Below are 23,067 nucleotides of genomic sequence, written 5' to 3' on the forward strand. Positions count from 1 at the left end.
GGGACCACTTCCCGGCTACGCCCCACGGCACGCTCACCCCTCACCCCTCACCCCTCACCCGATCCTCGCCGTACCCCGCATCCCGGTGGAGCACCACGCTCCACGGGGATTTTCGCTGTCAGCGAGCACCCTTCGGCGTCATTCGTACGTCCTGTACATTTTTTACAGACGCGACACCGAGGAGGCGCAAGCCATGGACAACCCGTTCGCCCGCCATGTCCTGCCCGAGTTCACCGAAGTCACGAGCTCGGGCCGGCGGACCATGGACCCGTATTCGAAGCTGCTCGAGGAGCGGATCGTGTTCCTCGGGACGCCGATCGACGACATCTCGGCGAACGACGTGATGGCGCAGTTCATGTACCTGGAGCACGCGGCGCCGGACCGGGACATCTCGCTCTACATCAACTCCCCCGGCGGCTCGTTCAGCGCGATGACGGCCGTCTACGACACGATGCGCTTCGTCACCTGCGAAGTGGAGACGGTCTGCCTCGGGCAGGCCGCGTCGGCCGCGGCGGTGCTGCTGGCGGGCGGCACGCCGGGCAAACGGTTCGCGCTGCCGGGTGCCCGTGTGCTGGTCCACCAGCCCTCGTTTCCCGAGCCGATCCACGGGCAGGCTTCTGATCTGGCCATCCAGGCCGAGGAGTTGACGCGTACTCGGAGGATGCTGGAGGAGATGCTCGTGCGGCACACAGGTCAGAGCCCGGAGCGGGTCGCCGCGGACATCGAGCGGGACAAGATCCTGGACGCGCCGGCGGCGCTAGCGTACGGACTGATCGACGGGATCATCCCGAGCCGCAAGGCCTCCCGGCCCACACCCGGCGCGAGGTGAGCGGCAGATGCTCCCACCCGAACTGCCCCCGCTGCCCGCACTGACGCGCGCGGAAGCCGAGTTGATCGACCGTTACCTGGACGTGGTCGACCTGGTCGGCCGCATCAATCCGGCCCGCGCCGGGGACACCTACCGCGGCCTGCGGGCCGCTCAGGCACTGGTGGCCAAGGCGACGGCACTGCGGGACGCCCTCGCGCTGATGCACCAGCGGGGCGAGAGCGAGGTGCACGCCCCGACCCTGGCACAGGCCCTGCGCGTCCTCGACGGCGAACGGCGGACGGCCCGCGTCACCCTTCCGCCGAGCTCCGACAGCTGACGCGCCCCCACGCGGAACGGCGACACGCCGACACCTGGACCCTTGACATTCCGGTACCCGGACCGTTGACACGTCGGCACCAGGAGCCGTCACGCGCCGGCACCTGAAACACCGGATGCGGCGGGCCGGCGAAGCGTCCGGCCGGCGATTCAAACGGACCAGATGACGTACCCCCGGTTGGCGTAGACGCGGGTCATTCCGACGACGCGGACAAGTTGCGCAACGCGCGTAGCGCGGATGCGGAGTTGAGCCCTCCGTCGCTGGTACGAGCGTCGTCGGTCTCCTGGACACTCGCTCGAACGGCGGGTGTCCACCCGAACGGGTGAGTGGTGACTAAGCCCACAAACCACCGCTTCCGCTCGGATTTTCCGACATCCATGCGTGAAGATCCCTTCCGACGACAAGCCCCCGCCGCACCGGCGGGGCGGTCCGGGCGGACGCCGAGTCCTGCCGCCACCCGGATGACCGGTCGACAGATGTGCATCGGCAGGAGTGGAGGACCCAGCACGACGGTCCGCCGGAGAGATCCGGGCGGTCCTTGGGGTGAAGCCGCAGTACGCGGCCGGGCTACTTCGCCAGCCCGAATCCGACAGGTCATCCTTCACAGGCGGCTGACGAAGGGTTTCGTATGACTGCGCTCAATCGTGTCCCGTCGCTGTGGACGAGGGCCGGGACGGCCTCGGCTCTCACCATCGCCGCCGTGGGCGGCAGCCTCGTGGTCCCCGGTGTCGCATCCGACGCCGCGGCGGCCACTCCGGCGACGAAGGCACTTCAGATCGCGGCCTCCAAGAAGGGTGCCCCGTACAAGTACGGGGCCGCCGGCCCGCGCCGATTCGACTGCTCCGGGCTCACGCTCTACTCGTTCAAGAAGGCGGGCAAGAAGCTGCCTCGTACGGCGGCGGCCCAGTACAACAAGACGCACCATGTCACCGCCTCGAAGCGCAAGGCCGGAGACCTGGTGTTCTTCCACTCGGGCCGGAGCGTGTACCACGTCGGCATCTACGCCGGGAAGGGAAAGATCTGGCACTCCCCGAAGTCGGGGGAGGTCGTGAAGCTTCAGAAGATCTGGACGAAGAGCGTCTGGTACGGGCGGGTCAGCTGACCTGTCCGTGGGGCGGCGGCGCCGTGTGCCACCGCCCCACGGGACGCACAGCGGCCCCACGGACGCACAGCCGCCTCGCGGGACGCGCAACAGCCTCGCGGTAGGCACCAGCCGCTCCACGAGACGCATGCCGCTTCACGAGACGCGCAGCCGTCACGCCGGGCGACATGAACCCCTCGCCGCCAAGGCGTGAAATGGGGACGAACCGGATACTCGTCCACCATGGTGGAACAACGTCCCCGCACGGAGCGCGACGAGAACCCCCTCGAACGCGCCGACCGTAATTTCGCCGAGCTCCTCCAAGAACTGCGGGTCACCCAGACCGGCGTGCAGATCCTCTTCGCCTTCCTGCTGACCCTCGCCTTCACCCCGCGCTTCCCGTCCCTCGACATGGCACAGCGCGCCACCTACGTCACCACGCTCCTGCTCGCGTTCCTGGCGGCCGCCCTCTTCACGGCGCCGGCCGCCCTGCACCGGTCGCTGTTCCAGCGGAACGTCAAACCCGCCATCGTGCGCGTCTCCGCCCTGCTGACCCATATCGGCCTGTACGTGCTGATGCTGGCGTTCACCGGATCGGTGCTTCTCGTCGTCGACGTGACGTTCGGGCGTGGCGCCGGGATCGCCGCCGGCGCGGGCACTCTGGCCACCTGTCTGGGACTGTGGGTCGTCCTGCCCCGGCTGGTGCGGCACCGCGTCACGTCCACCGCGGGTCGGGGAGAAAACTCGGGCCCGGCGGCGTGAGCGCCGCGCAGCCCAGCGGAGACGCGTCCCGGAACTCCCGGCCTCAGGGCTCCTGCGGTCCCCCGGCGGACACCGGCTCGGCCGGTGCCGTCCAGGGCAGATCGATGAAGATGGTCTTGCCGCCCTCACGAGTGGGCCGGACGGTGAGCCTGCCGCCGCACTCCGCGGTCAGCCAGCGGATGATCACCATCCCGCGTCCGTTGTCCTGCTGGACGGCGGCCGGCAGTCGTCTGGGGAAACGCGGGTGGCTGTCGGTGACGCCGAGGCGCAGATGCTCGTCCCGGTCGAGGCGGACGTCCACCCTGAAGGTGGGTGACTGCCCGAAGGTGTGCTGGACGGCGTTGGTGGCTAGCTCGGACACGATCAGGCGTACGGTGTCGGCGCCTTCGGAGTCCCCCGGCAGACCCCATTCGGCCAGCACTTCGGCGACGAATTTCCGGGCCGCGGAGACCGAGGCAGGATCGCTCGGCAGAGTGACGGATGCTTCCTGATGGTCAGCCATGGCGCGGTCGTCCCTTTCCCACGGGACCGGGGTCCGACGCGGAGCGGATGGTTCGAGTACGGTCCCGGACTGGTGCTTCGCGCCAGACTGCCATTACCAGGCCGGTCACGGGTGCGATCCACCGAGATATGCATATATCTGTCGCTCGAAGCGGTGAACTCTGCGACGGAGGACCGTATTTGGGTGGCTCGGAAGGAGTAAGGAGTACGCCCATGGAGTACGGCCCCGCGGTGCGCCGCCGCAAACTCGGTGCGGAACTACGTGCATTGCGCGTCGGCGCCGGTCTCACGAGCGGTGAGTCGGCCCGCATTCTCGGCTGGCACCAGTCGAAGGTGAGCCGGATCGAGACCGGCATCAGCGGGGTCAAACCCGCCGACGTGGAACGGCTCCTGGACGCGTACGCCGTCGAGGAACCCGAGTTACGGGACCTGCTGGTCGTGCTGGCGGGCTCGGAGGGCCACGGACGGCACCACTGGTGGCACGCCTACCGAGGCGTCCTGCCGCCGACGTACCGCGACTTCATCAGCCTGGAGTCCCAGGCCAGCGAGATGCGGACGCTGGAGACGTCCGTGGTCCCGGGGCTGCTGCAGACCCCCGAGTACGCCCGTGCGGTGACGCGGGCCGCCGTGGGGGGACTTGAGGACAGCAAGCTCGACACGCTCGTCGAGGTGCGCCTGGCCCGGCAGGACGTGCTGCGTTCGAATCCGCCCCTTGAACTGTGCGCGGTCCTGGACGAGGCGGTGCTGCGCCGTGACGTCGGAGGCCCGGACGTCATGGCGAGCCAGCTGCACCGGCTGCGGGAGGCCGCCACCCTGCCTCAAGTGCGGCTTCAGGTCCTTCCGTTCGGCGCCGGGGCGCACATCGGCGTCACCGGGCCTTTCGTTATCTTCTCTTTTCCGAACACATCTGATCTGGATGTGGTTGTTCTCGACCATTTGACGAGTAGCCTCTATCTCGAACGGAAAGAAGACCTTCAGGCCTACACCGAGGCCTTCAACGCCCTTCGGATCCAAGCCCTTTCGCCCGAGGACTCATTGGATTACATCGCCGGGATAGGTGACGGCGCGTGAGGAGGCACCATGTCTGCACTGCCTCGGTACGTACCTTCCAGCACTTCGCTGCACGACGTGCGCTGGCTGCGCAGCAGCCGTAGTACGGGAATGAACAACTGCGTGGAGACGGCGCGGCCCGGACCGGGAACCTGGTCGGGACTCGTGGCCGTCCGCGACTCCAAGAACACGGCGGGTCCCGCCCTGCTGTTCGCCCCTGCCGCCTGGGAGGGATTCATCGCCGCGCTGAGCTGAGCAGCACCGAGCTGAGCATCATCGGGTCGCGCTGATCACCCGTACGGCGTGCTCGATCTGTGGGTCGGTGAGGTCCGCGCGTGCGGTCAGCCTCAGCCGGGAGATGCCGTCGGGCACCGACGGCGGACGGAAGCAGCCGACCGCGAGCCCCGCCTCGCGGCAGTCGGCGGCCCACCGCACGGCTCGTTCGGGTGACGGCGCGCGCACGGAGACGACCGCGGCGTCCGGTCGTACCGCTTCCAGGCCCTGTGCCGTCAGGCCGCTGTGCAGTGCTGTCGCCACCGCGCACGCCCGTGCGGCGCGCTCCGGCTCCCGTCGCAGCAGCCGCAGCGCGGCCAGGGCGGCGCCCGCCGCCGCGGGGGCGAGACCGGTGTCGAAGATGAAGGTGCGCGCCGCGTTGACCAGATGGTCGATGACGGGTGCGGGGCCGAGGACGGCGCCGCCCTGGCTGCCGAGCGACTTGGACAGCGTGAGTGTCACGACGACGTCCGGGGCGCCCGCGAGGCCCGCCGCCTGCGGAGCACCCCGGCCGCCGTCGCCCAGCACGCCGAGCCCGTGCGCGTCGTCGACGATCAGTCCGGCCCCGGACTCGCGGCAGGCGGTCGCGAGATCGGCCAGCGGGGCCGCGTCCCCGTCCACCGAGAACACCGTGTCGGAGACGGCGACGGCCGGTCCACTGTGAGTGCCGAGCGCCTTGCGTACCGCGTCCGGGTCGGTGTGCGCGACGACCTGTGTGGTGCCGCGGGCCAGCCGGCAGCCGTCGATCAGCGAGGCGTGGTTGCCCGCGTCCGAGACCACGAGGGAACCGTGCGGCGCGAGCGCGGTGAGAGCGGCCAGGTTGGCCGCGTAACCGGAGGAGAAGACGAGCGCGGACTCGAAGCCGCAGAAGTCGGCCAGCTCGCGTTCGAGTTCGGCATGCAGTTCGGTGGTGCCGGTGACCAGCCGGGAGCCGGTGGCTCCGCCGCCCCAGGTTCTCGCCGCCGCGGCGGCGGCCTCGGTGATCTCCGGATGGCGGGCGAGGCCGAGGTAGTCGTTGCTCGCGAGATCCAGGAGCGGGGAGTCGGCGGGGCGCGGCCGCAGCGTGCGCACGAGTCCGGCGCGGCGGCGCGCCCGCGCCTGCTCGTCGATCCAGCCGAACGCCATGGGTCCTCCTCCGGACCGGAGGGACGGGAGGTGCGCCACCGGTGCTCTCATCGGCCCCGGTGCTCGCGTGGCCGTGACTTTTTGTAGGCAGTGCACAGACCCTAACGGTCGGCCCCGCCGCCCAGGATGTGGCGATACCCACAGCCAGAATTATCAAGCACAGGATCAACGCAGGTCAGTGGCTATTTCACATCCTGGACTGAAGATCGTTTCTCACTGCACGGACTGGCCGCGCGGCAGGCGGCGCCGACGCGACTCAGTGGCTGCTGCTGCGCGACCGCACAGCCAAGCGCCTGTAACCGGCGCACCAGCAGCAGCCGCACTTCACAACGCGCCAGCCGCCCAGGACGCCGTCAAGGCAGTCCCTGCACGGCCCGTACAGGCCGCGAGCAACGAGCCTGCGGACAGTGCCCTGCGAGGCCCGGACGACCCTTGTGACTTCCCTGACGCCCACCGGGGCGTTTCCGTGTGCGCGCCCAGGTCCGCGCAAGTCGTCTGTGCCGTCGTGCTCTTCGCCGACTGGGAGTCGCCGACGGTCGTCCCCGGGATCCTCGCTGTAGGTATCCGCGGAGGATACTTCTCGGAAGTTGGGCCTGAGCCGCTCTTCTGACAGAGCATCAATCGGGTAGGAGGTCCGGTCACCCGGCCCTCCTACCCGTGATACGTCGGCGTCTCGCCATGGACATCTTCGAGTTCCGGTGGTATCCCTGAGGAGACGGTTTGCTGCCACCGGCCGGACGCGACAACGCCGCTGGTCGCCGAAGCCCCGAGCAAGACACCGATGAGACCCCTCAACGCACCAGCCGGGACACGCCTCGGCCTCCACCAAGACCCTTGACGGCCTCACACGAGTACGCCCAGTCCCCGACGCGGAACAGCGGCGCAGGAGCGGTCAACTGGTTCGCCACCAGCACCTCGATCACCTGGCCGTGCGTCAGGTCCGCCCGCGAATCCGGTGGCCGCAGCCCGTCGACGATCGATCCCCGCGACGTCCAGCCGACGCAGAAACTCAGCAGCAACAGGCAGAGCGGCCAGGCGCTTGGTCACCACGGACTCAATTACGACCTCCACGCGAGGGCGTTCCGTCCGTAGCCTTGGGGACCAGGAAATCATCGACGCACCCGGACCAACACGGCCGGCAAGACCGTCAAACCATCTGATTCAGCGACCCGGGAAGTACGGACCTAGCGCCCTGCCCGCCCCAGCGTGCGCACAGGCGTTTCCATAGGTCAGCTCCCATTTCCGCACCCAAGACAGCACCATAGGCTGTGGAACTCAAGTCGTAGAGAGCACTGATTCGGCGGCTACTTCTTGCCACTCCAAAGGTTCCTCCGTGCCGGAACTCCATCACGGCAGTCGATCAAGGATCCCAGCCCGGAAGCATCACCGATGCTCCTATAGAAGTCAAGTCGTCGAAGTAGTACTGCACGCGTGAGTGCGGGTGAGAGCGTGGTAGACCTCGCGGGCGATGAAGCGTTTGAGGCAACGGATGATGTCCTTCTTGGTCAGTCCCTGCTGGGTGCGGCGCGCAACGTAGGCGCGAGTGCGGGGGCAGTAGCGCATTCGCACCACAGCGATCATGTGGAGGGCGCGGTTGGCCTGGCGGTCTCCGCCTCGGCTGAGTCGATGTCGGTCGGTGCGTCCGGAGGAGGCCGGAACTGGAGCGGCGCCGCACAGAGCGGCGAACGCGGCTTCCGCGCGCAGGCGTTAGGGGTTGCCGCCGGCCGTGACCAAGAGTTGACCGGCGGTCTCGGTGCCCAAGCCAAACAGTGCGACGAGCTCAGGACCGGCGGACGTGGTGAGCAATGCCAGGCGTTCGGTGACCTCGTCGATCTCCTCGGTGAGCATGCGGATGCGGCGTGCCAGTTGCCGCAGTGCGTAGCGGGCGGCGTCCGTGGGGCAGGTGAGGTCAGCTCCTGGCCGCAGCCGAAGGCAGCGGTTGACCAGGGTGGCGCGGGTGAGCCCTGTGAGCGATGCGCGCAGAGGTTCGGGAGCGGTCACCCGCAGGCCGATGAGTTGGTTGATCGCCTGGGTTCTGGCCTTGATCGCGGACGCGCGAGCCACACGCAGCTGGCGAAGGGCTTCCACCGTGCCAGTGTGGGACTTGGGGATGGCAGTAGCTCGTCCTGAGGCTGCTGCGCGGGCGGCGGCATAGGCGTCGATCGGGTCGGACTTGCCGCGGGCGTGTCGGGTTCCCCGGTCGGGGGCTTTGACCTCGACCAGCGTCAGGTCGGCCGCGCTCAGCACCGTCGTCAGTCCGGCGCCGTGAGCCGGTGCACTCCACACCTACCGCCTGTACGTGGCCGAACGTGATGAGCCACATCAACAGGGCGCGGTATCCCTGGGTGGTCGTGGGAAATTCTCGGTCGGCGAGTGGACGTCCCAGCGGGTCCATGACGGCGGCGTGGTGGGTGTCGGTGTGGGTGTCGACTCCGGCGAAGACTTCCTTCTCGGGCTGCTGGTCGATCATGTTGGAGCTACTGCCTTCTCATCGTGCTGACAGGGCAACACGCGCCAGTCGAGGCAGGCGGACACGACAGTGACGGGTCTTCTCGCACAAGCACCTATGAAGTCACGATGCCACTGGCCGGCCACGTGCGATGGCGTCACCGACATATCGACGGATCAAGGCAAGGACACGAGATTCCGGTCAGTCAGCCCAAGGGACAGATCTGTCGGTGACGCCATCGCCCATCATCACTGTCCGTCCAGCATTTGAGCCCTGCGTCGGCGAGGGCTTCGATGATCCCGTGCGTACGGGCGGCGGTGAGATCGTGGGTCGCGCCGGGCAGAGCCGGCGAGGCCCAGAGCAGGCGTCCGAACGGATCGGCGAGGACCTGGATGTTCATGCCGTGGCGCTTGTGTTTCCCGGAGTGTGCGCCGTGAGGCGCTTGTTGTTCGAGTGGAGGTGAAAGACCACCGCCATCGCCCTGTCGCAGCAGGGCGGTTGAAGCTGGGGGCCGCCTGAACCGGGAGGTGCCGGGGAGGGCGGGAAGCAGCCCCGACAAAGCCGGGACGTGCCAGTACTGCCAGATGGTGCGGGTCCGGCAAGCGAGACGGAGAGGAGAACGCGAGGAACCGGCGTCTACGCCTCCTTAAGGCACGCCAGCTCGAACCTGGTGGATGAGGGCTGGATGCGGTGCGTCCCTGCTGGATATTCGGCCGGCGGGGAACTTTCCGAGCGGTCTATTTCGGTCGCGCGGGGAGGCCACGGTGAAGTGCTGCGGGGTAGCCGTGGCGAGGCCGCGGGGGCATAGCCGGGCTCCTACCCCGACGATCGAACAGCGAGCGAACACGGGAACCGTCCCGGTTCCGCCCTCCTGCCGCGCATCCGGCTCGGGCGGAGGGCTGGGTCCATCGTCGGCCGATCGGACCGGGACGGGGCGGAGCCGCCGTAGTACTCCGAGCCGGGGAGAGCCCGGCACATGGGGAAGGGCGGCAGCGGTTTCGAGAAGGGAAGGATGATGCAATGCCGAAAGACGCACCGCTGAACAGCGGTGCTCCCGAGGCCCCGTTGGGGTCTCACCAGCGGGTATCGGGGATGCAGACCAAGCTTCACCGTTGGGCGGCGGCCAACCATGGCCGCAGGTTCGACGATCTGTTCAACCTCATATGCGACCCGGCGACGCTGCTCGTGGCGTTCGAACGGGTCGCGGGCAACAAGGGAGCCCGGACCCCGGGCGTCGACGGCCTCACGGTCGTCAACGTCGAGCGGGAACTCTGCCTCCCGGACTACCTGGAGGACCTGCGCCACGTACTGAAGACGGGTGAATTCCGCCCGCTGCCGGTGCGCGAACGCAAGATCCCCAAGCCCGGCGGGAGCGGGAAGGTGCGCAAGCTCGGCATCCCGACCGTCTCCGACCGGGTGGTCCAGGCAGCTCTCAAGCTGGTGCTGGAGCCGATCTTCGAGGCCGACTTCCTGCCGGTCTCCTACGGTTTCCGGCCCATGCGGCGCGCACACGACGCGATCGCCGAGATCCACCGCTACGGCGCCAACGGTTACCGCTGGGTGCTGGATGCGGATATCGAGGCGTGCTTCGACTCCATCGACCACACGGCCCTGATGGACCGAGTGCGCGCGAGAGTCAAGGACAAGCGCGTGCTGCTGCTGGTCAAGGCGTTCCTCAAGGCCGGCGTCCTCACTGAGAGCGGCGGTCGCGAGGAGACCTTCACCGGCACTCCGCAGGGCGGCATCCTCTCCCCGCTGCTGGCGAACATCGCCCTGTCCGCGCTCGACGAGCGCGTGATGGAGCCATGGGAGCCGGGCGGGAGGATGTCCACCAGAGGCAGGCGGGCACACCACCGTCACCACGGCCGCCCGAACTGGCGCATCGTCCGCTACGCGGACGACTTCGTCGTCCTGGTCGACGGCAGCCGTGATGACGTCGCCCGCCTGCGCGAGGACATCGCCGACGTACTGCACCCTCTCGGGCTGAGGCTGTCACCGGCCAAGACGCAGATCGTGCACATGTCGGACGGGTTCGACTTCCTGGGGTTCCACATCCAGTGGCGCCGCAAGCGAGGCTCGAACAAGTGGTACGTCTACACCTTCATCGCCAAGAGACCCATCCGGCAGCTGAAGGACAAGATCCGTGCCCTGACGAACAGAACGTCGCAGCAGGACCCGGGGACCGTGCTGAAGAGGATCAACTCGATTCTGCGCGGCTGGGTCAACTACTTCAGGCACGCGGTATGCAAGACCACGCTGAAATCCCTGGACCAGTTCGTATGGCGACGGGTGACCAGCTGGTGGATGGTGCTGCACCGCTGGAGGTGGAAGGACGTCCGCCGACGCTTCACCGACCGCAACGGCCGGTGGCACAAACTCTCGGCGGACGGGATCGAACTGTTCCCCATGGTCTCGATCGCGGTCACCCGCTACCGATACCGGGGCAACACGATCCCAACCCCTGGACACTCCACCACGCTTGAACGGCAGAGACCGTGGAGAGCCCGGTGCGGTGAGAGCCGCACGCCGGGTTCGGCGAGCGGCACGGAGAAACGGACCGATGGCAACACCGGCACCGCGCTCCGTGCCGACTCAACAGTACGGGGAGTCCGCAGCGATCCGGTGGATCGTCCGCATCGCCTCGGCGAGTGAAGGCGCGAGGGCGGCCAGGGCCTCGACAGCTTCGCGTATATAGCGGTAGACCGTGGCGATCCCGATGTCGAATCCGGCAGCGAGCTGGGCGTAGGTATCACCGCACCACAGATGGGCCAGGGCGAGCAATGCCTGGCGTGCCGCAGAAAGTCGGCGCCGCCGTGTCCCGATCTCCCGCCTCCTGCACTGTCAGTTGTTCGGTCAGGAACCGCAAGGTGCGGCTGGACAGATCAATCGAGGACGGGTAAACAAGCACGCGAAGCTCCTGGCGGACGCAGGTGATCTTGGTCGAGAACCCGTCTACCAGGAGTTTCGTCGTTACACAGGATGGTCCAACTCGCGGTCAGCACCGCCAGCTTGGAAAGGGCTCATTGACGAGTACCGAAAAGATCGCCGCCCCGTCACCCCACCGCGCACAGCAACTCCATGAGCCTCGAACGCCGTTGATCCTTCCACGATGAACCTGTCCGGTGACAAATGGATTGGGATTTCTGCACTCGCAAGGACGGCCCAAAATGCTCTCCCAAGACGTGGACCGGATGGCCTTCCGCCGTCACGCCACTCACCCTGCACGACTTCAGCGGCGAGCTCGTCTAATGAGAGATTCACCTTCGGCGACGTGATTCGCCCAAGAGGCCGCTTCCCTGATTTCCGCGTCGGTCATCAGGTCGGCCAACTGGTGCGCCTCGTGCATTCCGTCGCCGTCGCCCACGTCCAGCAATTTCAGGTAGCAGCCGACGGCGCGGACCCGGTCGACCTCGCCGCCGACGCCGTCCCGGCACATGGACGCCAGGTCCTTGAGAGCGCGGTATGACCCCTGGTCGACCGCCACTTCCAGATACCGCCGGGCCGCAGAGAAATCCCCGTCGGCTAGCTTCAATTCCCCCAGACGACGCGAGGCTGCCTCCATCCCGGCCGAAGACGCCTCTTCGAAGTATCGGAGCGCCTTTTTCTCGGACTTCGACACCAGATCCCCTCTGAGGTGCATTTCAGCCAGATTGAGCTTCGCCGCTGCATCACCTCCCGCTGCCGCCATCCGGAAGAGGTCCAGCGCCTTTTCCACGTCCTTGGCGATACCCAGACCCTGGAAGAAAAGGAATCCGAGTCCACGCTGCGCCGCTGGATTCCCTGCCTTCGCAGCCTGGCCGAGATACCAGTACGCGGCCTCATAATTCTTCATGTACTCCAGCGCGACGCCACCGACCAGCTCCTGGAATTCAGAGTCGCCGGAGTCCGCGACCTGCCGCACGTCAGGAAACAGCTCGCGGATACGCTGCACCGCTCCGGAATTCCCGGATCGCAATCCGCGGACCGTCTCCTGAGCCTGCTCCAAGAGGTTGTTCCTGTCAGCGCGATCCATCATGACTCCGGAAGAAAGTAATGGGAATAAGTGCAAGATAAAGAATAAAGAGCGTACTCGCGCATTATAGCACGAACACGCCCTTCATTATTCAGTTTCAGTTGGGTTTGAATACATAAAGCCCACTGGGATCCAGCACGTATTGCGACTGACCGGTATCACGTGCGACATCAGTGAATCCTTGGAAGCAGTTGTCGCACATCGGCTTCGTCACCACCACCGGACTCCCTGGGCTCAGCGTGACTGCCTGCTTCTCCGCGTGGCTGAGGTAGTAGGCACCATCGCCCGCCGCGTTGTCCATGAAGAACGGCTGACGCTGCGAGAAAAGGTTGCCGACATCCTCGACAGGGGCCCGCGCAAACCCTTCGGCGACGTCACTGCCGTAACCGCTGACGAGATAGTTGCCGTCGGAGAAGGCCGCCGTCTTCCCTTCGGTGAAGGCCGGGAAGTCCAGCTCGCCGGGCAGCTTCTTGGGCAGGTTATCCAGACCGTCGATGCCATCGAGCAGGATCTTGCCACCCTTGAAGCCCTTGCCGAAGAGCGGAACGGCACCGGCCATCGCGAACCCGCAGCCGAGTTTGGTCGGGTTCTGTATGCAGGAGACCCCGGCAAGGGCCCCGGTCAGGTCCATCATCGAGAGGACGGTCTGGGCTTGGATCTGTCCAGGCGTCAGGAATCCCGGACACGCCGTTCCGCCGATAGTGGATCCACACTGGCCCGGGTTGACGGCCGGAGTGAACAGGACCGCCTGGAGCTGCATCTGGCAATACGCGTCACAGTAGGTCGCGTTGGGGTCGTAGTACTCGTAGTGCGAGGTCTCCCAGGGGTACTTCTCCTCCCACGTCTGCCCCGATCCAAAGTCCGGAGCGGCATGGGACTCCTTGAACCGAACCTCCCCACCGCACTCATCCCCCTCGCAGGAGATCAGGTTCGAGAGACCGGAGGGGTCGGATGTGGTGACAGGGTTGTTGTCGGAGTAGCTGTAGCCGTTGAGGGACTGGTGCTGTTCGAGAGCGAGAAGCGGGTCGACGCTGATGAACTGGCCCGTCGACGGGTCGTACTCGCGTGCCCCGACATGGGTGAGGCCGGTACCGGTGTCAGTCGGCATGCCGAGGAACGCCTTGTCGTCCGGCCAGACGCCGGTCGTCGCTCCCCTGCGCGTGCCGAACGGCGTGGTGTAGCGCTTGGTCAGCGCCTGCGTGGCATCTGCGGTGATAGCGACCGAGCTGGTGCCGTGGTGGTCGGCGGCGAGGAAGCTGAGTTTCTCCGTGCCACCCTGGTTGGTACGCAGAGCGATGGTGGCGCCGGCCGCCGTGTAGTAGCGGTTGGCCCACTTCTGTCCCGACTTGAGATGAATCTCGGTGGCGCCGAGGTATAGGACAGTCTCACCCGCGCTGGCGGTGTCGCGCCGTATGAGCAGCGAACCGTCAGCGTCGTAGACGTAGTTGGTTGCCGATGTGCCCTCGGTGAGCTTGGCGAGTTTGCCCTCGTCGTTCCAGTCCAGGCTCTGGCTGGTGGCGGAGCCCGCCTTCTCGACACGCTTCTCGGTGTTGCCGGTGTCGTCGTACGTGTACTGCGCGGCCACGCCCGTGCAAGTGCTGCCGGCCGTGGTGGCCGTCAGCGCGTGCGGACGCGCCGCGTCGTAGCAGTATGTGGTGGTGACTGGAGTGGAGGTATTCTGCTTCTCGGTCTTGCGCTGGCCGGAGGTGGTGTAGGAGTACGACGTCCAGTACGGGGCCGGGCCGCCGAGGTTGGTCACCGTCCGGCCGGAGGTCGCGCAGTCCGCGGTCTTCGGCGTCCAGGCTTCGGTCAGATGGCGCTGGGCATCGTACGCGAAGCACTGGTTGTCCGTACCCGTGCCGATATCACCGCTGTCGAAGAGGGACGTGACGTTGCCGACCTGGTCGTAGCCGTAGGTCAGGTCTTGGACCGGGCCGCGGGTCTGATCGTCAACGGCCGCGTTCAGCAGCCGGCCCGTGCCCTTCTCGTAGGTGTTGGTGGCGAAGACACGCTTGGTGCTGGTCGCCGTGCCCATCTGTAGTTGGCCGATCTGGCTGAGCGCGGTGTAGTCGGTCGCGAGCAGGTAACCGGCCTTGCCCGAAAGTTCGTTGTTCAGGCCGGCGCTGTTGTAGCGGTACTCCAGGGTTTCGGCGTCGAGGCCGCCGGCGGCCGGTTCCTTGCTGGTGCCGACCGTTCCGTCGAGTCGGTAGGACGTCTCGACGGTGCTGGTGGCCGCGATCGCGAGGGAGGCCACCAGCGGGTCATCGTCCGGCAGTGTGAGAGTCGTAATGGTGGGCCGGTAGAGGCTGTCGTAGGCGGTGGTCTGCCGGGTGTAGGCGTCGCCCTTCACGCCTCCCTCGTAGCGGATCGAGGCGGTCGCCTGCCCCTTGGCGTTGGCGATACTGTCAAATGTCCAGGCGGCGAGCTTGTTGGCGTCGGTCCGGCTGGTCTGCCACAGGCCTGTCTTGCGGCCCAGTTCGTCGTAGCCGTAGAGCAGGATCTGGTTCTCGGCGTCTTTGGTCATGTCGACCTGGTCCAGCTCGGTGTAGGCGGTGACCGTGGTGCCCTTGTCCGGGTCCACTGCCCTCACCTGACGGCCGAAGAGGTCGTACACGTACGACCACTTGGTGTCGTCCGGGCCGGTGATCGTCTCCTGCTTGCCGTCGCGGGTGTAGGTGTAGCTGACCCTCGTGTACGACGTGCCGGTGGTGGAGCCGTAGGCGGTGTCATTGGGCGCGGTGCCCGCGTAGGTACGCGTTTCCGCGGCGCGGCCGAGGGCGTCGGTGATGGTGCGGGTGGCGTTGCCGCCTTGGACGGCCGTGGTGGCCGTCGAGTCACCGGTGTAGGTCGTGGTGGTCGCCCACTTCTTCACACCGTCCACCAGCAGCGTCGACGTCGTGGCACGTTCGGCGCCGTCGAATTGCGTCTCGGTCTGGCTGCCGCCGCCGTACGGTGTCTGGGTGTAGGTGCCGTTGGGGGCAGTGGAATTGTCGTAGACGTCGGCGTACGCCTCGTAGGCGAGGCCGCGGCTGTCGTAGCGCGTGTCGGTCAGGACCCGGCCGCCCTGCGGCGACGGACTCTGGGTCTGGAGGGGACGCAACTGAGAGTCGTACAGGGAGTAGGTCGTGGTGTAGCTGATGCCGTCGGCCTTGAGCGTGGCAACCGAGGACCAGGGGGCCTTGTCGCGCTCCAGCCCGTAGGCGTACTTGACGTTCGGGGTGTCGTTCGCGGACTTGGAGCGGTTCGGCAGCCAGGTCGCCGTGATGCGTCCGAGGGCGTCGTAGGTGTTCTCGGTGCGTTTGAGGTTCTGGTCGAGGGCGTAGCTTTCGGCGCCGCGTGCCGGGTCGTAGACCGTGGTCGTCTGGTGCGCCTGGCTGTTGGAGGCCAGTTTCGGCTTGGTGATGACCTTGGTGGTCAACGGGCCCGCGGCCGCCGGGAAGTAGGCGGTCGTCGTGGTACGGCCCTTGGCGTCCGTCACCTTCAGCGGTCGGCCCAACTTGGCGGTGGCCGTGTCGAAGGTGGTGGACGTCATGGTCTGCCAGCCGGTGGCTGGCAGCGGGTTGCGTTCGGCGGTGCCGGAGGCGGCCGGGTAGGCCTTCGCGCGGCCCGTCCAGGTAGCCAGGCCCAGGGTCGGGACCTGGTCGGGTGCCCAGCCGGTGGCCGACGGGTTGTCGAACACCGTCGCCGTGTCGGACAGGATGTCCCCGCGGGCGTCGGAGTTGGCCGGCAGCGAGAGCGAGGCATCCGTCGTGGCGCAGGACTTGGCGACCGTACGGGTACGGGAGACCAGTGCGGTCAGGCCGTTGGCATCGTTGCGCGCATACCATGTACGGGTACAGGTCTCGTCGCCGGTGACGGACCAGTCACCGTGGTTCTCGACCGAAGTGACTGAGCCGTACGTCGTGTCGTACGTGTTCGACGTCGCTGCGATACGCCACTTCTGTGCGGCCGTCAGGTACGTGTCGCTGTAGGTGCGGGCCGTTTGCACGAAGTGCGCAGTGATGGCCGCGTACGACTTTTGCTGGCTCGCGGTCTGCTGGGACCACAGGTTGTTGATCGTCGTCGAGATCGCGGTTGTGCCGTTGTAGATGATCTCCTGGCGCAGCTGGCCCGCGTAGTAGTCGTGGTCATCTGTGTCGGCCACGTCGAGGTTGTCGGTCGTGACCCCGGCAGCGTTGTCCAGGTCAATGCCCTTGACGACGGCGGTGCGGGTGGTTCCGTCCTTGCGTTTGTCGGCGTTCATGCCCTGCATGAACAGCTTCACCGTCTTCGAACGGGTCGTGCCCACGTCGCCCTTGTAGACGGTGACCTTCTGGTAGCCGCGCCAGATCGACCAGGTCCGCTCCTTCTCCTTCGTGAAGGGGTCGTCGTTGTAATGCCAGCCCGGGGTCGCATAGTCGTATGCCGTCTGCGTGCCCGGGTTGCCGGCACCGGGGTCGTTGGTGGTGACCGCGGTGACGCGATACTTGTGAAACCAGTCCAACTGCGGGTCCCCGCCGTTGACGGCCCAGTACACCGGGTAGCAAGGCAGGTCGTTGTTGTCTTCGGCCGCGGGCATCTTGGTGCCGCGCACGCACTCTGGTTCGGAGATGGTGACGGAGGTGATCGCGCCGGTCTCCGACACGATCGAGGCGATGCGCGGTCGGGTCAGGGCGAGGATGTCGTCGCTGGTCGAGTCGACCCGGTTGGGGCGTTGCTGGTAGGTGAACTCAACCGGCGGGAGGGCTATGTCGGTGCCGTTTTTTCCGGTTCGCTTCAGCGACTTCAGGACCAGCACCTGGTCCGAACTGTTGCCGATATCCTGACCGTCGAAGAATTCCTGGTCCAGCGAGTAGGAGTCGACGGCTACGAAGGCGTCCGGCTCCGCCGCCCGCGACCAGATGTACGTGTTGATCGCCGTCAGTCGTTTGCGGGTGAAGAAAGACGGCCCCATGGCCAGGCAGTCGTCCTCGTCCGCCGAGCAGATCGCGTCGAACGGAACGTCCGGCCAGTTGTCGGAGGTGTCCTCAGTCAGGGAGGAGCAGTCAGAGGCCGTGCAACGCTCCTTGTAGGTGAAGGTCACCTTGTCGGCGACGGGAGCCGTGAACAGCGTGTCGCTGCGCTGGCCGTAGCGGATCTCCTCCAGGTAACCGCCACGGGTGTATGGCGCCAGGGCCGTCTTGTCGCCGTTCTTGGCGTAGTGGTTGGCTTCCGCCGTGTACCAGTACGTGGAGGCGTTGCCGTGCAGGTCCTCGACCAGGTCGAGGTTCCAGCGCCATGCCTGCGTCTCCGAACGGCTCTTGAACTCACTGCCCTTGTCGTAACCGGGCTCGCCACTGTCGTCGCCGAAGACTGGGGTGGTCCACACGGAGTTGGTGCGCTCGCTGCCCACGCCGGGGAGCTTGTTCAGGCCGAAGGTGTAGGTGGTGCCGTCGCTGGTGACGATCTTCCAGTACTCGCCGTCACCGTCGTCGTTGTCCGCGTCCGTGAGGCGGGTGACCTTGGAGGCGTCGTCGTCCTTGAGGTGCCAGACCCCGGTGGTGTCGTCCTTGACCAGTTCGGTCGCCTTGCCGTTGAACACCAGAGAGGCGTTGTCGTACTTCCAGCACAGGTCGTTCTTGTCGTCCTGGCCGTCGTCGTCACAGACGCCGTACTTGCGCTCAACGTACGAGGAGGTCAGGTCGAAGCCCTCGCCGACCATGGAACCTTGGTTGTTGCTGTTGGCGGTCCGCCCGTCGATGCTTCCGGAGTCGTAGGACAGGGCCAAGGACGGCGCGGGGCCCGCCGCGGCGGGGGGTGTGGTGATCGGGTACGACCAGGAGAAGGACCCTGCGGAGGCGCCGGCCTGCCAACTCGACGACGCCGAGAGCGGGGTGGCCTTGAAGTCACCCGAGCCCGCAGTGGAAGTCGTGGCCGACGTGGCAGTCAGGGCCATGACAGTTGGGGCGGCGGTCGAAGCGACCGAAGTACGGGAGGTGACCTTCTGCCCGGTCACATCGTTGTCCGATGTCACTGGAGCCGCCGTACGGCAGGCCGCCTTCGCGGGGGTCGTCAAGGCACACGCAGGGAGCCGCACCAAGCCGAGGCGCGAGGACCAGTTGCCGCCGACGACGGAAGCGAACGAGCTGTAGTCGAGGGTGACTTGAGCCGCTCCCGGCTGGTCCGCCGCCACTGTGAAGATGACTCCGGTCACGCCCGCGCGGCGGGCGGCCTTCTGGTCCAGGACCGTGACCTTCGCCTTGCCCGAGGCGGACGCGGCACCAGCCTGCACCGGCTCCACCGCGACCACGGACTTCGTCTTCGCAGCGGCGGTCAGGTCGGTCGTGGAGTCAGACGGCTTCGGCCAAGCGGCCTCGCGTTCGGCCTGGGCCGACTCCGCCATCTTCTCGTTGGTCTTCTTCTGTTGGGCCACCTGAGCCCGGGCCTCTTTGGCCCCAGGGCCGGTGAGCTGCCGCACCTTGGCGGACTCGACGCCGGGTACATCAGGACGGCCCGGAAGTTCGGCCGCGGACGCCACCGGTGTCAGCGAGGCCGGCACGGACAACACCGCCGCGAGAAGAACGGTCAGCGCGCTCCGCCGGCCACGTGGGCCGGGTGGATACAAGCGAAAGGACACAGCGAGTTCTCCAAGAAGGTGAAAACCGGCTGTTGTGCTCGCACCACCCCTGGTCAGGGGTGGTGCGAGCACAACAGTTGGGATTTAGTAGCCGATGAGGTTCTCGACCTGGGTCGGGTCGGTCACCGCGCCCGCCCACAGGCGGATGTCGGTGATCTTGCCGGACAGGGGGTTGCCCCATGCGCCGTCGACATAGCCCTTGCCCACGGCGAACTCGCCGCTTCCGACGGAGGCGGTGTAGTCGAGCGGATCGCCCTGACGCATGCTGCCGACGAACAGCGTGATCTGGCGCGTGTGCGCGTTGTAGGCGCCGACCAGACCGACCTCGCTGTCCAGGACTGCCACCTCGTCGCTGGCCACAGAGGTGCCGGTGCCGCCAGCGGTCAGCTGGCCGAAGTGCCATCGGGCCGTCGCGACCGTGGTGGTCACTGGTACGCCGTTATCGTCCAGGACAATGTTGCCGTCATCGTCGTACTTCGGCTCGTCCCTCGTGCCGGTCTTCTCCACCCACAGGCTCCACGACGACCCGGTCGCCGTGCGCTGGCCCAGGATCTGCGCACGGTAGTTGTCCGGCTTGCCCGTCAGCGCCTCGGTGTTGACGCTGGCGGTGGTGGCGACGGTGAAGGAGCCGTTGTCGGAGACCAGCGGCCTCGACGCCGTCGCCGTCCCCGCTGTGCCGTCCAGCACGAGGGCCTCGCCGTCCAGCGACGCACCCGAGGTGAGGGTGAGGTCGTTGCCGTAGCCGGAAGTGTCGGTCAGCGTGGTGCCGGTTGCGCCTTCCGGGGTGTACTGCGCGACGAGTTCGGTGTACGCCTTGCCGGCCGTGTCGGCCGGGTTTGCCTCACGGGCGATCAACTCGGGCGTCCTGACGTCCTGCCACACGGTGACCTCATCCACCTCGCCGGGGAAGTAGTCGACGTAGGAGCCCTTGAACTTCACCCGGCCGATCTGCAGCGCGCCCGCCGCCGACCAGTTGCCGGTGGTGAGGGTGTCGCTGCCCTGCGCAACGCCGTTGACGTAGAGGGTGAGTGTCTTGCCCTCGGTGTCGACCACCGCTGCCAGATGGGTCCACACCTTCACCTGCGGCGCGTCCAGCGAGTTGACCCGCTGGTTGTCCATCGGACTGGTCGCCGCGTCGACATCGGCCAGGCGCAGGCACCACCGGTTCGCCGCCAAGCAGTATCCGAGGAAGAACGGGCTGTAGTAGGTGCCGTCCTGCCCCAGGACGGTTGCTGTAGTGCTGGCAGCATCCAGCCGCACCCACGCCGAGACGGTGTAAGACGCCTGCGTCTCCAGCACCTTTCCGGCGGTCGCCGCGTACGAGGTGCCGCCGACCTTCAGCGCCTTGTCCTCGCCCGTCGCACCGTTTTCGGTAACCACGCCCCGCCGGCCCGTATTCACGCGGGTCGCACCGCTGATGGTCGCGTCGTCCCGCAGGGCAGTCGAGGCGGCGGAGACGTCGACAGCGGCACCGGAAGCCTCGTTGAACGTCCACTTCCCGACCGGACCACCGCCCTCCCCGACCAAGAACCGGACCTTGTTCGATCCCGTTCTCCCCACCGAGTCCTTGGCCATGACCTCCAGCGTGACCGTGCCCGAGTCGACAGGGGTGACGGTCTCGATCACCGTCGCCCCTGTCCTCCACGGCCGCCAGGCGCTGTCCGTGGACAGCATGTAGGTGTAGGCGGTGTTCGTGTCCCCGCTGGCAGGCCCGAACGTCACAAGCCCCGGCATGCCCGGACGCCCCTTGGGAGTGCAGTCGCCCCCGGTCACACACACGGAGTACGTCGAGGTGAAGGTGACTGTCGGCGGCTTCGGCGCAGTGCTGTCGATCGTGAAGTAGCAGAACGGCGTCGCTGTACCGCCCAGAATGCTGTCCCCGCTGTTGTAGTACGAGCGGGTCCACGCTCGGTAGCGGTACTGCCCCTTGTCCGCCAGCGCCGCGTTCCACACCTTGTTCTGGTCGACGCCGTCACCGACATATCCACTAGTAGGGCTCTCGGAGCCAGTGGAGGGCTCCTTCGCATCCGACCAGGTGCCGTCCGCATTCTTCACATCGAGATCGAAGTAGATGCGCAGCGAGGCCGAGCCCTCACCGCCTGCGGCCGTCTGCGGCGTGGAAGCAAGGTTCGGGGTGGGATCGCTCCACGTCGTCGGCGCCGTGGGACTCTTGGAGCAGATCTCGTCAGTGCCGGTCTCCAGGCCGTATTCAGTGGGAACGGCCGGCTTGCCGACGTAGGTCACCCTGATGACGGCATCATCGTCGAACCGCTTCCACGCGATCGCGTCCGACTCGTCCTTGGCCTTCAGCATCAGCGTCAGCGTCTTGAACTTGCCGTCGGCGAAGGCCTTCACCGTCGAGGTGAGGTTCTCGTCCGGCTCCGCCGGGTTGTCGTTGAACTCGATCGGCTTGCGAGGCTGCGACGGACTGCATGCGTCGCCGCGGCCGGCCGAGACGTTCCGGTCACCTATCTGGTCCCGGGAGTTGTCAGAGTTCGTACCGCCTGGCCCGGGCCAGTGCGTCGAGGACGAGATGCCGTCCGTGCGCTCCAGGTCCACCCAGCGCGCATCACACGAGAACGACCACGTCTCCGTCACCGCGAACGTCGCGTCCAGCACCTGCTTGCCCTTGAGCTTGCCCGGCGTGAACTCGAAGTACATGCGGTTGGTGTAGGCGCTGCCGGCGGTGCAGTAATAGCGCACTCCGCCAATTACCGCCGAGCTACACCGGCCCACACTCATGCCGTTGTCGCCGCCGGAGAAGTTGTAGAACACGTCGCCGTCCGAGGACAGCACTGTTCGCTCGGACTCGTTCATCTCCACCGACGGATCGATGTAGAGCGGGAGTTCGGAGCTCGTCGTGTCCGCGATCAGTGCGGCGTCCGGGATGACGGTGACCTGAGTCTGCGTCACGTCCACGGCCATCACCGCCGCTTCGTCCCCGGCACCGGGGCCCGCGAAAGGGTCGCCTTCCTCGACCGGCCCGGCGGGACGCCCGTCGGCAGGGGTCGCCGACGGGCTTTCCTCCGAGGCCGCCACAGGTTTTTCTGCTGAGGAGGTCCTGGCGAGCGGTCGCACCGCGAGGCTCTGCGCGCTCACGCCTTCGTTGTCTGCGGCATCACCGGCGGAGTTCCACATCCGCGCCGAGGGCGAACGGAAGACGACCTGCCCGTTGCCGTCGACAGCTTCCATGCTTCCGGCCGTGCCCTCACGCACCCGCAGGCCCTCGACGCCCATCGAGTAGTCCAGCGACGCCAGCGCCGGGTCCTTCGCAGCCTCCAGGGTCTCGACCTCCAGCACCTGCCGGAAGCCTTCGACCGTCGCCGTCAGGATCAGGTTCACATCCGGGCGCACGTCCTCGTAGACCGCCCGCGTGCCCTCCAGCCGCGGCTCCGGCAGAGTCCCGGGCCAGCCCAGAGTGACCGACTGCCCGTCCTCCGCGATCGTCACCAGATCTTTGCCGTTACCCCCACCGGAGAAGGACAGATCCACCGTGGCCGCTTTCGGCCCGATGGATCCGTCCCCGCGCTTCACGAGCGTCGCATCCGGGGCAGTCCAACCACCATCGGGCACTTGCACCCGCACCGGAACAATCGACTTCTGAAGCGTGAACGTTCTGCCGTCCGGGTTGGCAAACACCGTCTCCCGCTCGGTGCGCTCCCCCACCACCTCGACCTGATTGCCCGACTCGGCAGCCTGTTCCTGCGCGCGCTCCGACTCCGTCAGATCGCCGCTCTCCGCGGCAACTACCGTCTGCGAGGCCAGCACCGGTGTCACCGTCGGAACCGTCGCTAGTACGGCGAGCACTGTCAGCCAGACCAAGCCGCCCCGGCGCCTGCCACCCCTGCTTCGGGCACGCTGTCGACCGTCCCCCACTACCCCACCCCTTGCCCACACATGATCCACACAGTTGGTGCTCATGACACATGTAAGGGTCAATAAGTGTCAAGGGAAAATTAAAGGGATGGCGATGCGGGCGTGGAAGTTTGTCCTGAACGCCCTGATTTACAGGTTGCCGCGACCAACCGCGCCGGTTCGAGACTTCTGTGCTCTTTCAGGCGGCGCCCCATTGAG

The 23,067-nt window shown here is 66.8% G+C and carries 15 protein-coding genes, 3 pseudogenes and 1 riboswitch; of the genes and pseudogenes, 7 read left to right on the top strand and 11 right to left on the bottom strand.

The genetic code is table 11. From position 1 onward, the window contains the following. The first annotated feature begins 193 nt into the window (after positions 1–193). The 4 genes from ACIBLC_RS09745 (at position 194) to ACIBLC_RS09760 (ending at position 2,988) form a co-directional block, all read left to right on the top strand. Positions 194–829, top strand: coding sequence for an ATP-dependent Clp protease proteolytic subunit (locus ACIBLC_RS09745; RefSeq protein ID WP_399210220.1), 636 nt, complete (start codon positions 194–196; stop codon positions 827–829). A 7-nt stretch (positions 830–836) separates the two neighbouring features. After that, the gene (locus tag ACIBLC_RS09750; protein WP_399210221.1) at positions 837–1,145 is read left to right on the top strand and encodes a hypothetical protein; all 309 of its coding nucleotides are present in this window, start codon (positions 837–839) and stop codon (positions 1,143–1,145) included. Between the two features lie 438 nt (positions 1,146–1,583). Beyond that, a riboswitch (cyclic di-AMP (ydaO/yuaA leader) is annotated at positions 1,584–1,770 on the top strand. 3 nt (positions 1,771–1,773) lie between these two features. Next, entirely contained in the window at positions 1,774–2,247 is a 474-nt protein-coding gene (locus ACIBLC_RS09755) for a C40 family peptidase (protein ID WP_399210222.1), read from the top strand. A gap of 222 nt (positions 2,248–2,469) precedes the next feature. Continuing rightward, positions 2,470–2,988: a DUF6328 family protein gene (locus ACIBLC_RS09760; protein ID WP_399210223.1), complete on the top strand. Its 519-nt coding sequence runs from the start codon at positions 2,470–2,472 to the stop codon at positions 2,986–2,988. Positions 2,989–3,031: 43 nt separating this feature from the next. Here ACIBLC_RS09760 and ACIBLC_RS09765 read toward each other — a convergent pair whose 3' ends face one another. Beyond that, positions 3,032–3,490 carry an ATP-binding protein gene (locus ACIBLC_RS09765; protein WP_399210225.1) on the bottom strand — a complete coding sequence of 153 codons (459 nt, stop codon included), beginning with the start codon at positions 3,488–3,490 and terminating at the stop codon, positions 3,032–3,034. A 212-nt stretch (positions 3,491–3,702) separates the two neighbouring features. Here ACIBLC_RS09765 and ACIBLC_RS09770 point away from each other — a divergent pair, with 212 nt between their 5' ends. Further along, positions 3,703–4,560, top strand: coding sequence for a helix-turn-helix domain-containing protein (locus ACIBLC_RS09770; RefSeq protein WP_399210226.1), 858 nt, complete (start codon positions 3,703–3,705; stop codon positions 4,558–4,560). A gap of 9 nt (positions 4,561–4,569) precedes the next feature. After that, positions 4,570–4,794: a DUF397 domain-containing protein gene (locus ACIBLC_RS09775; protein ID WP_399210227.1), complete on the top strand. Its 225-nt coding sequence runs from the start codon at positions 4,570–4,572 to the stop codon at positions 4,792–4,794. Positions 4,795–4,812: 18 nt separating this feature from the next. Here the strand turns inward: ACIBLC_RS09775 and ACIBLC_RS09780 are convergent, their stop codons facing one another. The 6 genes and pseudogenes from ACIBLC_RS09780 to ACIBLC_RS09805 all read right to left on the bottom strand — a co-directional run. Continuing rightward, the gene (locus ACIBLC_RS09780; RefSeq protein WP_399210228.1) at positions 4,813–5,937 is read right to left on the bottom strand and encodes an 8-amino-7-oxononanoate synthase; all 1,125 of its coding nucleotides are present in this window, start codon (positions 5,935–5,937) and stop codon (positions 4,813–4,815) included. A 791-nt stretch (positions 5,938–6,728) separates the two neighbouring features. After that, a complete protein-coding gene (locus ACIBLC_RS09785) occupies positions 6,729–6,956 on the bottom strand; it encodes a hypothetical protein (RefSeq protein ID WP_399210229.1) in 228 nt (75 codons plus the stop codon). 385 nt (positions 6,957–7,341) lie between these two features. Beyond that, on the bottom strand, positions 7,342–7,641 hold the full coding sequence (locus tag ACIBLC_RS09790; RefSeq protein WP_399210451.1) for a transposase: 300 nt from the start codon (positions 7,639–7,641) through the stop codon (positions 7,342–7,344). 3 nt (positions 7,642–7,644) lie between these two features. Beyond that, a complete protein-coding gene (locus ACIBLC_RS09795) occupies positions 7,645–8,223 on the bottom strand; it encodes a transposase (protein ID WP_399210230.1) in 579 nt (192 codons plus the stop codon). Positions 8,224–8,260: 37 nt separating this feature from the next. Further along, positions 8,261–8,407, bottom strand: a pseudogene (locus tag ACIBLC_RS09800) (IS110 family transposase); the annotation flags it as partial. 232 nt (positions 8,408–8,639) lie between these two features. After that, positions 8,640–8,813, bottom strand: a pseudogene (locus ACIBLC_RS09805) (transposase family protein); the annotation flags it as partial. 665 nt (positions 8,814–9,478) lie between these two features. Between ACIBLC_RS09805 and ltrA the strand changes: the two are divergent. Next, positions 9,479–11,038, top strand: coding sequence for a group II intron reverse transcriptase/maturase (ltrA, locus tag ACIBLC_RS09810; protein ID WP_399210232.1), 1,560 nt, complete (start codon positions 9,479–9,481; stop codon positions 11,036–11,038). Here ltrA and ACIBLC_RS09815 read toward each other — a convergent pair. The 4 genes and pseudogenes from ACIBLC_RS09815 to ACIBLC_RS09830 all read right to left on the bottom strand — a co-directional run. After that, positions 10,985–11,294: pseudogene (locus ACIBLC_RS09815) on the bottom strand (transposase family protein); the annotation flags it as partial. The gene ltrA and the pseudogene ACIBLC_RS09815 overlap by 54 nt on opposite strands. 321 nt (positions 11,295–11,615) lie before the next feature. Beyond that, a complete protein-coding gene (locus ACIBLC_RS09820) occupies positions 11,616–12,371 on the bottom strand; it encodes a tetratricopeptide repeat protein (RefSeq protein ID WP_399210233.1) in 756 nt (251 codons plus the stop codon). A 124-nt stretch (positions 12,372–12,495) separates the two neighbouring features. Continuing rightward, a complete protein-coding gene (locus ACIBLC_RS09825) occupies positions 12,496–18,915 on the bottom strand; it encodes an RHS repeat domain-containing protein (RefSeq protein ID WP_399210234.1) in 6,420 nt (2,139 codons plus the stop codon). Between the two features lie 162 nt (positions 18,916–19,077). Next, positions 19,078–22,770: a LamG domain-containing protein gene (locus tag ACIBLC_RS09830; RefSeq protein ID WP_399210235.1), complete on the bottom strand. Its 3,693-nt coding sequence runs from the start codon at positions 22,768–22,770 to the stop codon at positions 19,078–19,080. Positions 22,771–23,067 lie beyond the last annotated feature (297 nt).

Origin of the sequence: Streptomyces sp. NPDC050535, assembly GCF_044457665.1 — a bacterium.
GTDB lineage: Bacteria > Actinomycetota > Actinomycetes > Streptomycetales > Streptomycetaceae > Streptomyces.